General features: G+C 52.5%; 13 protein-coding genes and 2 tRNA genes. All 15 read right to left on the bottom strand.

All coding sequences use genetic code 11. The features are described from left to right. Positions 1-67: 67 nt before the first annotated feature. Complete coding sequence (locus WH298_RS12370) at positions 68-1957, bottom strand: DEAD/DEAH family ATP-dependent RNA helicase (RefSeq protein ID WP_007886698.1); 1890 nt, start codon at positions 1955-1957, stop codon at positions 68-70. Between the two features lie 16 nt (positions 1958-1973). Beyond that, positions 1974-2030, bottom strand: coding sequence for a protein YrbN (gene yrbN, locus WH298_RS23700; RefSeq protein ID WP_098053093.1), 57 nt, complete (start codon positions 2028-2030; stop codon positions 1974-1976). Positions 2031-2134: 104 nt separating this feature from the next. Continuing rightward, positions 2135-3019, bottom strand: coding sequence for a lipoprotein NlpI (gene nlpI, locus WH298_RS12365; RefSeq protein ID WP_007886697.1), 885 nt, complete (start codon positions 3017-3019; stop codon positions 2135-2137). A 129-nt stretch (positions 3020-3148) separates the two neighbouring features. Then, positions 3149-5287, bottom strand: coding sequence for a polyribonucleotide nucleotidyltransferase (gene pnp / locus WH298_RS12360; protein ID WP_007886696.1), 2139 nt, complete (start codon positions 5285-5287; stop codon positions 3149-3151). A gap of 310 nt (positions 5288-5597) precedes the next feature. Further along, positions 5598-5867 carry a 30S ribosomal protein S15 gene (rpsO, locus tag WH298_RS12355; RefSeq protein WP_036620269.1) on the bottom strand — a complete coding sequence of 90 codons (270 nt, stop codon included), beginning with the start codon at positions 5865-5867 and terminating at the stop codon, positions 5598-5600. Between the two features lie 133 nt (positions 5868-6000). Next, positions 6001-6945, bottom strand: coding sequence for a tRNA pseudouridine(55) synthase TruB (gene truB, locus WH298_RS12350; RefSeq protein WP_180822973.1), 945 nt, complete (start codon positions 6943-6945; stop codon positions 6001-6003). Continuing rightward, entirely contained in the window at positions 6945-7352 is a 408-nt protein-coding gene (gene rbfA / locus WH298_RS12345) for a 30S ribosome-binding factor RbfA (protein ID WP_007886693.1), read from the bottom strand. Before rbfA ends, truB begins: the two co-directional genes overlap by 1 nt. 65 nt (positions 7353-7417) lie before the next feature. Next, entirely contained in the window at positions 7418-10108 is a 2691-nt protein-coding gene (infB, locus tag WH298_RS12340) for a translation initiation factor IF-2 (protein WP_007886692.1), read from the bottom strand. A 17-nt stretch (positions 10109-10125) separates the two neighbouring features. Next, complete coding sequence (gene nusA, locus WH298_RS12335; protein WP_007886691.1) at positions 10126-11613, bottom strand: transcription termination factor NusA; 1488 nt, start codon at positions 11611-11613, stop codon at positions 10126-10128. Between the two features lie 24 nt (positions 11614-11637). After that, entirely contained in the window at positions 11638-12090 is a 453-nt protein-coding gene (gene rimP, locus WH298_RS12330) for a ribosome maturation factor RimP (protein ID WP_180822972.1), read from the bottom strand. Between the two features lie 212 nt (positions 12091-12302). Beyond that, positions 12303-12379 (bottom strand) — tRNA-Met (locus tag WH298_RS12325). Positions 12380-12438: 59 nt separating this feature from the next. After that, positions 12439-12525: transfer RNA gene (locus tag WH298_RS12320), tRNA-Leu, on the bottom strand. Between the two features lie 49 nt (positions 12526-12574). Beyond that, positions 12575-12910 carry a preprotein translocase subunit SecG gene (gene secG / locus WH298_RS12315; RefSeq protein ID WP_007886689.1) on the bottom strand — a complete coding sequence of 112 codons (336 nt, stop codon included), beginning with the start codon at positions 12908-12910 and terminating at the stop codon, positions 12575-12577. A 217-nt stretch (positions 12911-13127) separates the two neighbouring features. Continuing rightward, positions 13128-14462: a phosphoglucosamine mutase gene (gene glmM, locus WH298_RS12310; RefSeq protein WP_049851367.1), complete on the bottom strand. Its 1335-nt coding sequence runs from the start codon at positions 14460-14462 to the stop codon at positions 13128-13130. Between the two features lie 4 nt (positions 14463-14466). Further along, positions 14467-15300 carry a dihydropteroate synthase gene (gene folP, locus WH298_RS12305; RefSeq protein ID WP_180822971.1) on the bottom strand — a complete coding sequence of 278 codons (834 nt, stop codon included), beginning with the start codon at positions 15298-15300 and terminating at the stop codon, positions 14467-14469. Positions 15301-15382: the final 82 nt, after the last annotated feature.

The raw sequence follows: 15382 nt of genomic DNA, 5'->3' as shown, positions 1-15382 counted from the left end.
TTTAGTTTCCACCAGCATAAAAAAAGGGACGCATCAGCGTCCCTTTTTACTCTTTAGCGTTTATCGCTTATGCGTCACGACGACGTGGTGCAGCAGCTGCACCCTCTTCACGACGTGGGCCACGACCACCTTCACGGCTGAAGCGTCCGCCTTCGCGGCCACCTTCACGACGTTCGGAGAAGCGACGTGGAGCGCCTTCGCCACGTGGTGCGCCATCACGCGGAGCACCGCTACCACGGCGTTCGCTACGCTCATGCACTGGTGCATCACCCATCAACTGCATATTCATCGGTTTATTCAGAATACGCGTGCGAGTGAAGTGCTGCAGAACTTCGCCCGGCATGCCTTTCGGCAGCTCGATAGTTGAGTGCGTGCCAAACAGCTTGATGTTACCGATATAGCGGCTGCTGATATCGCCTTCGTTAGCGATCGCGCCAACGATGTGACGAACTTCAACACCATCATCACGGCCAACTTCAATGCGGTACAGCTGCATTTCACCAACATCACGACGTTCACGACGTGGGCGATCGCCATCACGGCTGTCACGGCTTTCGCGTGGGCCGCGAGAATCACGTGAATCACGACGTTCACTACGCTCAGGACGATCGCTGAATTCACGACGCGCTGGACGCGGTGCTTCTGGTGGCAGAATCAGTGGACGTTCGCCCTGAGCCATTTTCAGCAGTGCTGCGGCCAGAGTTTCGATATCCAGATCTTCGCCCGGCTGCATTTTGCTCAGCAGTGCGCGATATTGGTCCAGATCGCTGCTTTCCAGCTGCTGCTGTACTTTAGCCGCGAACTTGGCCAGACGACGCTCACCCAGCAGTTCTGCATTAGGCAGCTCAACTTCTGGAATGGTCAGCTTCATAGTACGTTCAATATTGCGCAGCAGACGACGCTCGCGGTTCTCAACGAACAGCAATGCGCGACCTGCACGACCTGCACGGCCAGTACGACCGATACGGTGAACGTAAGACTCTGCATCCATTGGGATATCAAAGTTTACAACCAGGCTGATACGCTCAACGTCCAGGCCACGTGCGGCAACGTCGGTAGCGATCAGGATGTCGAGACGACCATCTTTCAAGCGCTCCAGCGTCTGCTCACGCAGTGCCTGGTTCATGTCACCGTTCAATGCTGCACTGTTATAACCGCTACGCTCCAGCGCTTCGGCCACTTCCAGCGTGGCATTTTTGGTACGCACGAAAATAATAGCTGCATCGAAATCTTCAGCTTCCAGGAAGCGAACCAGCGCATCAGTTTTACGGCCGTAAGCGGTCCAGTAAGACTGAGAAATGTCTGGACGCGTAGTCAGGCTTGACTGGATGCGCACTTCCTGCGGATCTTTCATGAAGCGTTTAGTAATACGACGAATCGCTTCTGGCATGGTGGCTGAGAACAGCGCGGTCTGATGACCGTCTGGAATCTGCGCCATGATGGTTTCAACGTCTTCGATGAAGCCCATACGCAGCATTTCATCAGCTTCGTCCAGTACCAGACCGCGCAGGTTAGAAAGATCTAACGTGCCGCGTTTCAGGTGATCCAGCAGACGACCAGGCGTACCCACAACGACTTGTGGTCCCTGACGCAGTGCGCGCAGCTGCACGTCATAACGTTGGCCGCCGTACAGGGCTACAACGTTAATGCCACGCATGTGTTTAGAGAATTCTGTGACGGCTTCAGCAACCTGCACCGCTAATTCACGGGTAGGTGCCAGCACCAAAATTTGCGGTGCTTTAACAGTAGGATCAATGTTGTTTAGCAGCGGCAACGAGAATGCCGCGGTTTTACCACTACCGGTCTGCGCCATACCCAACACATCACGGCCAGCCAGCAGGTGAGGAATACACTCAGCCTGGATTGGAGAAGGCTTAACGTAGCCCATACCGTTCAGTGATTCGAGGATGTCGGCGTTCAGGCCAAGGTCAGCAAAAGTGGTTTGAATATCAGTCATGTAGTACACGTGCCTCTTAGATTGCGGCGGCCAGTCTACATAACTCGTCGTGAAAACTTTCAGTCATTTTCATCAAAAAGTGTGAACCGGCTCAAATTAGAAGTTTTGACGAACAGAAAAGCCCTCATCTCTGAAGATGATGACTTTACAGGTATTCAGGCAATAAAAGTTCGTCAGCTATTGCTGGTCAGATTCTGATAAATCGTCTTGTGTCTGGCCGAGTTGCGCCAGTTCCAACAATGCGTATCGGTGTTCAACAAAGTTGTTTACGTTGTTGGCCACCGCCAGTTTGAACAACGCTTTCGCGTCGTCCTTCTCCCCCAGACTTAGGTAGTACTTACCTAAATAGAAGTTGGTTTCACTGAGATGTTCAGCGAGCGAGGTGTTATCCGTTGCGTCCGCCTTGAGACGTTCCATCAATGTTTTTTCACTGATGTCGCCAAGGTAGAACTCGACAATATTCCATCCCCATTGGTCCCGGACCGCTTTGTCATGACGCTGTCTCAGCGTAACTTTTGCCTTGTCGGCATCCATTTCGCTTTCAACGAGATAGAGCCAAAGGCTGCGGAAAGGATCGTTAGGATCGTCTTGATAAAACGCCAGCAGATCATCTTGCGCTAACTTGTATCGACCGCCGTAATAGAGGGCGATACCACGGTTTAAATGCGCATAGTTGTAAGTTGGATCAAGCTCAAGTACAGAATCAAACGCTTCATAGGCAGCATCAAAGTTGCCTGCCTGCGTTAAGTATATACCGAGATAATTAAATACCTCAGGCATATCTGGTCTTATAGACAGCGCTTGCGAAAAATCGTTCCGCGCTAATGCCCTCAGACCCAAACTATCATACAACACTCCGCGCTCATATAATAGCTGTGCGCGTTCATCATCGGTCAGGGCACGACTGGCAAGAATTTGTTCCATGCGTGCCAGGATCACCTCTTGCTGCAGTGTGGGCTGCAAAGGTACAGCCAGAACTTCGTTCTTACGCCAATTGGAGTTGCTGCATCCTGCCAGCGTGATAGCTGTCGCAACAAAACACCAGCGCAAAAAAGGCTTCATTTCCCACTCCCGAATACAAACATTGGGACAACCATCCTGTCATCCTCCTGCTGTGCACAAGGATTCCCGCCCTCGCGATGATCTAAATACCTCTCCCCACAGAGCAGGGAGAGGCCAATCGGTAAACGCTTACTCGGCGTCAGATGCATCAGTTGCAGCGGTAGCAACTTCTTCCGCTGGTTTCTGCTCTGTCGCTTCTTTGATGCTCAGGCGTACACGGCCCTGACGGTCCACTTCCATCACTTTAACTGGAACTTCCTGGCCCATCTGCAGATAGTCGGTCACTTTCTCTACACGCTTGTCAGCAATCTGAGAGATGTGAACCAAACCTTCTTTACCGCCGCCGATTGCCACGAAGGCACCAAAATCAACGATACGTGTCACTTTGCCTGAGTAAACGCGGCCCACTTCGATCTCAGCAGTAATCTCTTCGATGCGACGAATGGCTTCTTTAGCTTTCAGGCTATCAGTTGCAGCGATCTTCACGGTGCCATCATCTTCGATTTCGATGGTGGTGCCGGTTTCTTCGGTCAGCGCACGGATTACCGAGCCGCCTTTACCGATGACATCTTTGATCTTGTCTGAACTGATTTTGATGGTGTAAATACGCGGCGCGAATTCAGAGATTTCCTGACGCGGCGTGCTGATTGCCTGTTCCATCACGCTCAGGATATGCAGACGTGCACCCTTAGCTTGATTCAGGGCAACCTGCATGATTTCACGGGTGATACCTTCGATTTTGATATCCATCTGCAGTGCAGTGATACCGTCGCGGCTACCTGCAACTTTGAAGTCCATGTCGCCGAGGTGATCTTCGTCACCCAGAATGTCTGACAGAACAACAAAATTGTCCGCTTCTTTAACCAGACCCATCGCAATACCGGCAACGGCTGCTTTGATCGGTACGCCTGCATCCATCAGTGCCAGAGAAGCACCACATACGGAAGCCATTGAAGAAGAACCGTTAGATTCGGTAATTTCTGACACCACACGCACGGTGTATGGGAAATCAGCTTGCTTAGGCATCACTGCCAACACGCCACGCTTAGCCAAACGACCATGACCAATCTCACGACGCTTTGGAGAGCCAACCATGCCGGTTTCGCCCACGCAGTATGGAGGGAAGTTGTAGTGGAACAGGAAGCTATCGGTACGCTCGCCCATCAACTCATCCAGGTTCTGCGCGTCACGTGCGGTACCTAAGGTCGCGGTAACCAGCGCCTGCGTTTCACCACGGGTGAACAGTGAAGAACCGTGCGTGCGTGGCAGTACGCCAGTGCGCACGTCGAGGCCACGAATCATATCTTTTTCACGACCATCGATACGCGGTTCGCCACGGATAATACGGCTACGAACAACGCTCTTCTCGAGGTCATGCACGATGTCAGCGATATCGCCAGCATCCAAAGTTTCATCTTCAGCCTGCAGAGCGGCGATAGTGGCATCTTTAACGGCGCCAACCTGCGTGTAACGCTCTTGCTTATCAGTGATGCGATACGCATCGCTGATGCCCGCTTCCGCCAGGGCAGTAACGCGTGCAATCAGTGCATCGTTAGTTGGCAGTGGCTGCCAATCCCAGCGTGGTTTACCCGCTTCGGCAACCAGCGCATTGATGTTTTCGATAACGATCTGCTGCTGCTCGTGGCCAAATACTACGGCGCCCAGCATCTGCTCTTCGGTCAGAATGTCAGCTTCAGATTCAACCATCAGCACCGCGTTCTGAGTACCGGCAACCACCAGGTTCAGACGAGATTCGTTGATTTCATCTGCAGTTGGGTTCAGTACGTATTGGTCATTGATATAACCTACGCGCGCTGCGCCAATTGGACCATTGAACGGCAGGCCAGACAAAGCCAGCGCTGCAGATGCACCGATCATTGCAACGATGTCCGGGTTAACTTGTGGGTTAACAGACACAACGGTCGCAATTACCTGAACTTCGTTAATGAAGCCTTCCGGGAACAGCGGACGTACAGGACGGTCAATCAGACGTGAGATCAGGGTTTCACCTTCGCTTGGACGGCCTTCACGACGGAAGAAGCTACCCGGGATACGACCAGCAGCGTAAGTACGCTCCTGATAGTTAACCGTCAGCGGGAAGAAGTCCTGACCTGGTTTAGTTTTTTTCTGGCCAACAACAGTCACGAATACAGCAGTGTCATCCATGCTCACCATAACTGCCGCGGTGGCCTGGCGCGCCATCATACCGGTTTCCAGCGTGACGGTATGCTGACCATATTGGAATTTGCGTACGATCGGGTTCAGCAAAATTTAAGTCCTTAAATTCGAGGGGCGCAGCCCATTCTGGCGCGCCGGGGATTACCGATCTTCAGTTGCATCCTCGCGACTAATGACAATCTTAACCACCCATGCGGTCAAGCCTCTCATTAGCCGCGCGAACCTCTGCAATCAAAGATCACTCTCTGCAACAATACATGAGTTTGGTCCGGATTGCTGCGGATTGCTCGAAAAAAGGGGCCATAAAGGCCCCCTTTTCGCGAAACTCGCACAAATCTGATCGTCAGATGCGTTTTTTTGCATAGTGCATGCGCTACACCCTTGATCAGATTCTTCAGACTTAGCGACGCAGACCCAGGCTTTCGATCAGACCGGTGTAGCGAGCAACATCTTTACGCTTCAGGTAGTCCAGCAGCTTACGACGCTGAGATACCATGCGCAGCAGACCGCGACGGCTGTGGTGATCTTTCTTGTGCTCAGAGAAGTGACCCTGCAGGTGGTTAATCTGAGCAGTCAGCAGAGCAACCTGAACTTCAGTTGAACCGCTGTCGTTGGTACCACGACCGTATTTAGCAACGATCTCTGCTTTAGCTTCTACGCTTAGAGACATAATAAACTCCAGTAATAAATGAATGTATGGGTGCCGATCTCTAATTCAGCAGCCCGCTTTTAAAGCCGCGCCATTCTACTCTTCGCCTGATAGCAACGCAAATGCGCCGTTACGTCAGATTTGAGTCGCTTGATTATGCAGGAAATTCTACCACCAGACGACGCGGCGCCACGCGCCCGTCATCAGCGATTTCGGCCATACCAATGAATTTGTGCTCATCACCTTCGGTCACACGCACCAATCCCTGTTCCGGCGCATCAGCCACCTGAACTGGCATACCTTGTTTGAAATAAGCCGCCACGGCAGGCAGTAAATTCACGATAGGGAACTCTTCTGCCGGGCTATCCATCGGTAACAATAACGCATCAAGCGCGCTGTAATCCGGTGCTTCCGCCATATTGACGGTGGCCGCCACTTCCTGAAGCTGCTCCAGCGTCACCATTTTTTCGATTGGATAACGTGCCACCTGCAGACGACGCAGCATGATAACGTGCGCGCCACAGCCCAACCGCTCACCGAGATCGTCGATGATAGTGCGAATGTAAGTGCCTTTGGATACGTGAATCTCTAGCTCCAGCTCATCCCCTTCCCAGCGAATAAACTGCAGTTCGAACACTTTAATCGGACGCGCTTCTCGCGGCACGGTAATGCCTTCACGCGCGTACTCATACAGCTTACGCCCCTGATACTTCAGCGCGGAGAACATGGTCGGCACCTGCATGGTGTCACCACGAAAGTACTCCAGCGCCGCATCCAGCTCAGCCTGATTGAAAGTAATCTCACGCGTTTCAACAATATTGCCATCGGCATCTGACGTATCGGTGCGTTCACCAAGACGAGCTATCACGCGATAACGTTTGTCAGAATCCAGCAGATATTGCGAAAACTTAGTGGCTTCGCCGAGGCACACCGGCAGCATGCCGGTTGCCAGCGGATCGAGTGCGCCGGTGTGGCCCGCTTTATTCGCATTGAACAGACGTTTTACTTTCTGCAGCACATCATTGGAGGATGCGCCTTGATGCTTATCCAGCAGAAACACACCGTGGACGTCGCGACCGCGACGACGAGGACGACTCATTAGTCCTCCTTGTCATCTTCCGCCGGGCTATCGCCACGACGCTCAACATCGCTCTTGATAACGTTGCTGACCAGATTCGACATACGCATACCTTCGATCAGCGAGTTGTCGTAGAAGAAGGTCAGTTCCGGCACGATACGTAAGCGCATCGCTTTACCTACCAGCGTGCGGATATAGCCAGAGGCTTCTTTCAGCGCCTTCAGGCCGTTTTGCACCGCTTCTTCATCTTTGTCATTCAGAAAGGTCACAAACACCTTGGCATAAGCCAGATCGCGGGACACTTCTACGCCCGAAACCGTCACCATCATACCGAGACGCGGATCTTTAATTTCGCGCTGCAGGATGATTGCAATCTCTTTCTGCAACTCCTGGGAAACGCGCTGTGGGCGGCCAAATTCTTTTGCCATTATTCTTTCTCCCAAATAATTCGGGAGGCCAGAGGCCTCCCAAATTGCAACACATCAAATGATGATCAATCGATGGTGCGTTTAATTTCAATCACTTCGAAGACTTCGATCATATCGCCAACGCGAACGTCGTTGTAGTTCTTCACGCCGATACCACATTCCATGCCGTTACGAACTTCGTTAACGTCATCTTTGAAGCGACGCAGAGATTCCAGCTCGCCTTCATAGATAACCACGTTGTCACGCAGTACACGGATTGGGTTGTGACGTTTGATGTTACCTTCGGTAACCATACAGCCCGCGATAGCACCAAACTTCGGTGATTTGAACACGTCACGCACCGCAGCCAGACCGATAATCTGCTGTTTGAACTCAGGTGCCAGCATGCCGCTCATTGCTGCTTTCACTTCGTCGATCAGATTATAGATGACAGAGTAGTAACGCAGGTCAACGTTTTCAGAATCAATGACGCGGCGAGCAGATGCATCAGCACGTACGTTGAAGCCGAGGATGATCGCGTTGGAAGCTGCAGCCAGCGTTGCGTCGGTTTCAGTGATTCCACCTACACCCGAACCGATAATCCGCACCTTCACTTCGTCGGTAGAGAGTTTGAGCAGGGAATCGGAGATCGCTTCCACAGAACCCTGTACGTCGGATTTCAGCACGATGTTCAGCTCAGACACTTCACCTTCGGTCATGTTGGCGAACATATTCTCCAACTTAGACTTCTGCTGACGCGCCAGCTTAACTTCACGGAATTTGCCCTGACGATACAGTGCAACTTCACGTGCTTTCTTCTCGTCACGTACCACGGTCGCTTCATCACCCGCTGCCGGCACACCGGATAGACCGAGGATTTCCACTGGAATGGATGGACCCGCTTCAAACACTTCGCGACCCAATTCATCACGCATCGCACGAACACGGCCATATTCGAAGCCGCACAGCACGATATCGCCTTTATTGAGCGTACCTTCACGTACCAGCACGGTAGCAACCGGACCACGACCTTTGTCGAGGAACGATTCAATCACCACGCCGCTCGCCATACCTTCACGGATTGCAGACAGTTCCAGGACTTCAGCTTGCAGCAGAATCGCATTCAGCAGGTCGTCGATACCGGTACCGGCTTTCGCAGAGACGTTAACGAACATGTTCTCACCGCCCCACTCTTCCGGCAGGATGCCGTATTGGGTCAGTTCATTCTTAACGCGATCTGGATCTGCATCAGGCTTATCAACTTTGTTGACTGCAACAACCACTGGCACACCGGCTGCTTTCGCATGCTGGATAGCTTCGACGGTCTGAGGCATCACGCCGTCATCAGCCGCAACCACAAGGATAACGATATCCGTTGCCTGCGCACCACGTGCACGCATTGCGGTAAACGCGGCGTGGCCCGGGGTGTCGAGGAAGGTGATCATACCGTTGTCAGTTTCAACGTGGTATGCACCGATATGCTGTGTAATACCGCCTGCTTCGCCTGAAGCCACTTTCGTAGAACGAATGTAGTCAAGCAGAGAGGTTTTACCGTGGTCAACGTGGCCCATGATGGTCACGACTGGCGCGCGGCTTTCCTGCGCAGCATCGGTATCACGATCGTCCATTACCGCTTCTTCCAGCTCATTCTCGCGGCGCAGGATCACTTTGTGGCCCATCTCTTCCGCGACCATCTGAGCGGTTTCTTGGTCGATAACCTGGTTGATGGTCGCCATTGCGCCCATCTTCATCATCGCCTTAACGACCAGAGAACCTTTGATTGCCATTTTATTGGCCAGTTCAGCAACGGTGATGGTTTCACCGATGACAACATCACGGTTCACAGCCTGAGCTGGCTTGTTGAAGCCTTGCTGCAGGGTGCTTGGCTTACGATGCTTACCGCCTTTGCCGCCACGTACCTGAGCACGAGCTTCTTCACGATCGGTTTTGGCTTCAGAGTGCTTGTTGCCTTTCTTCACCGGGCGAGCAGCTTTGGTGGTGCGAGCACGTGCACGGCCAGCTTCAACCTGGCGATCGTTCTCGTCTTCTGCCTGACGGGCATGAGTAGAGGTAGTGACGTGATAGTCGCCTTTATCCTCTTCTTCAGGTTTTGCCCATTCAGCGCCTTTTTCTTCAGCCAGGCGGCGGGCTTCTTCGGCCACGCGGCGCGCATCTTCTTCCAGCTTACGGCGAGCTTCTTCTTCTGCTTTACGTTTCAGTTCGGCAGCTTCTGCTTCACGACGGGCTTTATCAGACTGCGCAGCCTTGGCTACTACGTCGGTAGGTTGATTAGTCAATTTCTCTTTTTCCGCTGCTTCACGTTTGGCCTTGTCAGCGGCTTCGCGCTTGGCTTTATCTTCGGCTTCACGTTGCGCTTTCTGTTCAGCTTCGCGACGGGCTTGTTCTTCCGCCTCGCGACGCGCCTGCTCTTCCGCTTCACGCTGCGCCTCGGCTTCCGCTTCTGCCTGAGCTTGCTCAGACTCTGCGTCGCCTTTCACGTATGTGCGCTTTTTGCGGACTTCGATTTGTACCGACTTACTTTTACCCCCGGTGACGGGAATATTCAAGGTGCTGCGCGTCTTGCGCTGCAAAGTCAGCTTGCTTGAACCGGTCTGACCGTGCTCACGATTCAGGTGAGACAGTAAGGTTTCTTTCTCTTGCTGGGACACCGCATCATTTTCAGACTTACGGATCCCTGCATCAGCAAATTGCTGTACCAGGCGATCGACCGGGGTCTGAATTTCGGCGGCCAGCGATTTTACGGTTACATCTGTCATGCTGTTCCTTCCTGTTATTACGCGTCATCGCCGAACCAGCAGATATTACGTGCAGCCATAATCAGCGCACCGGCCTTCTCATCATCCAGCCCTTCAATATCTGTCAGATCGTCAACACCTTGCTCAGCGAGATCTTCCAGCGTGCAAACGCCTTTCGACGCCAGGCGATACGCCAGCGCACGATCCAAGCCCTCAAGATTCAGAAGATCCTCAGCGGGCTCCTGATTACCAAGGCTCTCTTCTTTCGCTAATGCCAGGGTAGTTAACGCATTTTTTGCTCGTTCACGCAGGGCTTCAATGGTCTCTTCATCGAGGCCGTCGATTTCCAGCAGCTCGTTGATTGGCACATAAGCCAATTCTTCCAGCGAAGAGAAGCCCTCTTCCACCAGAATGGTGGCGAACTCTTCGTCGATGTCGAGATGTTTGGTGAACATATCGATTGCTGCATGGGCTTCAGCTTGGTGCTTAGCCTGCAGATCATCGACGGTCATCACGTTCAGTTCCCAACCGCTCAGTTGGGAAGCCAGACGCACGTTTTGGCCGTTACGACCGATCGCCTGAGCCAGATTGCCGGCTTCAACAGCGATATCCATGGTGTGATTGTCTTCGTCCACCACAATTGACGCCACATCAGCAGGCGCCATAGCGTTGATAACGAACTGCGCCGGGTTGTCGTCCCACAGCACAATATCGATACGCTCGCCACCCAGCTCGCTTGAAACCGCCTGCACACGCGCACCGCGCATACCGACGCAAGCGCCTACTGGATCAATACGTTTATCGTTAGTTTTCACTGCGATTTTGGCGCGTGAACCCGGATCGCGCGCTGCCGCTTTGATCTCGATAACTTCTTCGCCAATTTCTGGCACCTCAATGCGGAACAACTCAATCAGCATTTCCGGCTTAGAACGCGTGACGAACAGCTGTGCGCCACGTGCTTCAGGGCGAACGGCGTACAGCACGCCGCGGATGCGGTCGCCTGGACGGAAGTTTTCACGCGGCAGCATGTCTTCACGTCCAATCACCGCTTCGGCATTGCTACCGAGGTCCAGTGAAATGTTGTCGCGGTTCACTTTCTTCACCACGCCAGTGATGATTTCGCCTTCGTGTTGACGGAACTGATCAACCACCATTGCGCGCTCAGCTTCACGTACTTTTTGTACGATAACCTGCTTAGCAGTTTGGGTGGTGATACGGTCGAAGGTGACAGATTCAATCTGATCTTCGACAAATTCGCCCAGATTGAACGCTTCGTCTTCATAACGGGCTGCATCCAGCGTGATCTCGCGAGTCGGCTGCGTGACTTCTTCAACAATCTGCCAGCGACGGAAGGTGTCGAAATCGCCGCTGCGACGGTCAATGCTGACTCGCACTTCGATCTCTTGCTCATACTTCTTTTTGGTCGCAGTGGCCAAAGCGCTCTCCAGCGCTTCGAAGATTTTCTCACGCGGCAGGGCTTTTTCGTTAGAAACGGCTTCTACTACAGCTAAGATCTCTTTGTTCATCCTGGTTAGCCTCAATCCGGACTTTTAAAAGTGGGGGACCAGGTTCGCTTTCTGAATGTTGCTCAGCGCGAACACTTCATCGTTACCCTCAACGGTCACCGTGATCATCTCACCTTCAACAGACTTGATGATACCCTGCCATTTACGGCGGTTTTGTACGGCCATGCATAGTACCAGGCTCACCTCGTCACCGGCAAAACGTGCATAGTGTTCAGCAGTGAAAAGAGGACGTTCGAGACCCGGCGAGGAAACTTCAAGGTTGTAAGCCACGGTAATTGGATCTTCCACATCCATTACTGCGCTGACCTGGTGGCTAACATCGGCGCAATCATCAACATTGATACCCTCTTCACTATCAATATAGATGCGCAATGTTGATGTGCGACCACGAATAAACTCGATACCGACTAATTCGTAGCCAAGCGCTTCTACTGGAGCAGAGATCAACTCTGTCAATTTTTGCTCTAATGTGGACAAGCCCACCCCCAAGACATAAAAAAAGGGCCTATAGCCCAGTGTGTCGATTTCCTGATAACAAAAAACCCCGAATATTCGGGGCTTTTTGTGACTGGACCCTGTACGCCGCATAGCGGCTTCGGAGCACAATCCAAAAGAATTTTTTTCAAAATCACTGATGAGTGCGTCCGTCGATGCATACAGTATATTTGAAAAAGAACTCTAAGGGAAAGTGGTTGCGGGGGCCGGATTTGAACCGACGACCTTCGGGTTATGAGCCCGACGAGCTACCAGGCTGCTCCACCCCGCGTCCGAAAACGTGGCGAATAATACGCCGGCCTTGCAAAAAATGCAAGTTTTACTGAGATTTGGTACCGAGGACGGGACTTGAACCCGTAAGCCCTTTCGAGCACTACCACCTCAAGGTAGCGTGTCTACCAATTTCACCACCTCGGTACATCACTAGACTGCGACGCTAATTTGTCGCACTACAGCGTTGACGATCTTACTGCGGGATATCATTGCCCGGCGTTGCCGGTTTAGCTGGCTGAGTCTGCTGTTCAGACTGCGCCGGCGCAGTGAGGTTATCCCACTCACTTCCTTTGGCTGTTTTATTACTGTTCAGATTACCCAGAACCAAGCTGATGATGAAGAACAGGGTAGCCAGTACCGCGGTCATACGAGTCATAAAGTTGCCTGACCCATTAGAACCGAACAGCGTACCAGAAGCGCCTGCACCGAATGAGGCTCCCATATCAGCGCCTTTGCCTTGCTGCAGCATGATCAAACCTACGAGGCCAATCGCTACAATAAGGAAAACAACTAACAGAGCTTCGTACATAATCAACCTGTTTCCTTGCGCGTTATCTGCACAGTTAAAGCTTCAACCAATATCGATGGGAAGTCTCGTCATCACCCATCAGAAGCGGGTGTGAATACTAACCAATGGCACATACCTCTGCAAGTGCAATTTTCACCATCGCTTTCGATTGCGGAAAAAAGCACCATCCCGGTGATTTTGCAGGCGGAAAGTGCAAAATTTCTCCGCCTGAATTCAATTACACCGCTTTTACTGCATCTGCGATTTTGTGCGCCAGCGCGCTAACCTGCGCCTCATCTTCACCTTCCACCATTACACGGATCAGCGGTTCGGTGCCGGATTTACGCAGCAACACGCGACCACGTCCCGCCAGCGTTTTTTCCACTTCTGCGGTCACGGCTTTCACGCTCTCGCTTTCCAGCGGATCGTGCTCGCCAGCAAAGCGCACGTTAACCAAAATCTGCGGCAGCATTTTCATACCGCTGCACAAATCGTGTAACGTCATATGATTTCGTACTACAGCAGTGAGCACTTGCAAACTTGCCACAATGCCGTCGCCGGTGGTGGTTTTATCCAGCAGAATGACGTGACCGGAGTTTTCCGCCCCTAAACGCCATCCCTTTTCCTGCATTTTTTCCAGCACATAGCGGTCGCCCACTTTTGCACGGGTGAACGGAATACCCAGCTGCTTCAGTGCCAGTTCCAGCCCCATGTTACTCATCAGCGTGCCCACCACGCCGCCGCGCAGCTGGCCCTGACGCAGCCCTTCGCGCGCAATGATATAAAGAATCTGGTCACCATCAACTTTATGGCCCAGATGGTCAACCATCATGATGCGGTCGCCGTCACCATCGTAAGCCAATCCGAGATCGGCCTTCTCTTCTAACACGCGATGTTGCAGCAGACGCAAATCGGTCGCGCCGCAATCTTTATTGATGTTCATACCATCCGGCTGTGTGCCGATAGCAATCACGGTTGCGCCGAGTTCACGCAGCACGTTGGGAGCAATGTGGTAAGTCGCACCGTTTGCGCAATCGACCACAATTTTAAGCCCATTGAGACTCAGCTCGCTCGGGAAGGTACCTTTACAGAATTCGATATAACGGCCTGCAGCATCAACAATGCGGCTAGCGCGGCCCAATTCAGCGGACTCGACGCAGGTGATAGGTTTCTCCATCTCCAGCTCAATGGCTTCTTCAACTTCATCCGGCAGCTTGGTGCCTTCAGCAGAAAAGAATTTAATGCCGTTGTCGTCAAACGGATTATGCGATGCCGAAATCACAATGCCCGCTTCCGCACGGAAGGTGCGCGTTAGATAGGCGATAGCCGGCGTCGGCATTGGTCCCGTAAAGGCCGCAGACAATCCCGCTGCCGCCAGCCCCGCTTCCAGCGCCGATTCCAGCATATAACCTGAAATACGCGTATCTTTACCAATCAATACTTTGCGAGAGCCCTGGCGCGCCAGCACTTTACCTGCTGCCCAGCCCAGCTTGAGGACAAAATCAGGGGTAATCGGCGCTTCACCGACTTTGCCGCGAATACCATCTGTACCGAAATATTTACGATTACTCATGCCTTTATCCTTTTGCTCTTCGTGTCGCTTCGACGACGCGCATCGCTTCGACCGTCTCTTTCACATCATGTACGCGAATAATTTGTGCCCCTTGCATAGCGGCGATCACCGCACAGCTTAGGCTGCCGGTCAGGCGCTGCGCCGGACCAACATTTAATAGCTGTCCAACCATCGATTTACGCGACATTCCCACTAATAGCGGTAAACCGTAATGGTGGAAATGGCTCAAATGCGCCAGCAATTCATAGTTGTGGCTGAGATTCTTACCGAATCCAAAGCCAGGATCGAGCAGCAGATTCTCTTTTTTTATTCCAGACGCTTCACAGCGCGCAATCTGAGCAGCGAAGTAAGCGTCCACTTCGCTCACAATATTGTGATATTCCGGTGCCTGCTGCATGGTGCGCGGTTCGCCTTGCATATGCATCAAACATACCGGCAGACCGGTTTCCGCAGCAGCCACCAGTGCACCGGGTTCGGATAGCGAGCGAATATCATTAATGATGTGAGCGCCCACTCGCGCGGCCTCGCGGATCACTTCTGGCTTGGAGGTATCGACTGAAATCCACACCTCAAAACGCTGTGCAATGGCTTCTACTACGGGAATGACACGTTCCAGCTCTTCTTCCACACTGACTTCATCAGCCCCGGGACGCGTAGACTCACCGCCAACATCAATGATGGTGGCACCCGCGTTCACCATCTCATTGGTGTGCGTCAGCGCATCGACCAAGGTGTTGTGGGTTCCGCCATCTGAGAAGGAGTCCGGCGTGACATTCAAAATACCCATCACATGGGGAAAAGAGAGATCGAGATGGGAATCACGGGCGAACAACTTCATGGCGAAAATCTCCTTGAGGGACCACTAAATCGCGAAATAAAAAAACCCCGGACCGGCCGGGGTTTGCATTATAACAAGCAGT

This window comes from Pantoea nemavictus (genome assembly GCF_037479095.1).
GTDB lineage: Bacteria > Pseudomonadota > Gammaproteobacteria > Enterobacterales > Enterobacteriaceae > Pantoea > Pantoea nemavictus.
The sequence above is the reverse complement of the archived record's forward strand: the minus strand, read 5'-3'. Positions and strand labels throughout refer to the sequence as shown.

Excerpts from the sequence above, each read along its gene's own strand:
- WH298_RS12370 (WP_007886698.1), bottom strand. The coding sequence starts at position 1,957 with ATGACTGATATTCAAACCACTTTTGCTGACCTTGGCCTGAACGCCGAC.
- nlpI (WP_007886697.1), bottom strand. The coding sequence starts at position 3,019 with ATGAAGCCTTTTTTGCGCTGGTGTTTTGTTGCGACAGCTATCACGCTG.
- rpsO (WP_036620269.1), bottom strand. The coding sequence starts at position 5,867 with ATGTCTCTAAGCGTAGAAGCTAAAGCAGAGATCGTTGCTAAATACGGT.
- truB (WP_180822973.1), bottom strand. The coding sequence starts at position 6,945 with ATGAGTCGTCCTCGTCGTCGCGGTCGCGACGTCCACGGTGTGTTTCTG.
- rbfA (WP_007886693.1), bottom strand. The coding sequence starts at position 7,352 with ATGGCAAAAGAATTTGGCCGCCCACAGCGCGTTTCCCAGGAGTTGCAG.
- infB (WP_007886692.1), bottom strand. The coding sequence starts at position 10,108 with ATGACAGATGTAACCGTAAAATCGCTGGCCGCCGAAATTCAGACCCCG.
- nusA (WP_007886691.1), bottom strand. The coding sequence starts at position 11,613 with ATGAACAAAGAGATCTTAGCTGTAGTAGAAGCCGTTTCTAACGAAAAA.
- secG (WP_007886689.1), bottom strand. The coding sequence starts at position 12,910 with ATGTACGAAGCTCTGTTAGTTGTTTTCCTTATTGTAGCGATTGGCCTC.
- glmM (WP_049851367.1), bottom strand. The coding sequence starts at position 14,462 with ATGAGTAATCGTAAATATTTCGGTACAGATGGTATTCGCGGCAAAGTC.
- folP (WP_180822971.1), bottom strand. The coding sequence starts at position 15,300 with ATGAAGTTGTTCGCCCGTGATTCCCATCTCGATCTCTCTTTTCCCCAT.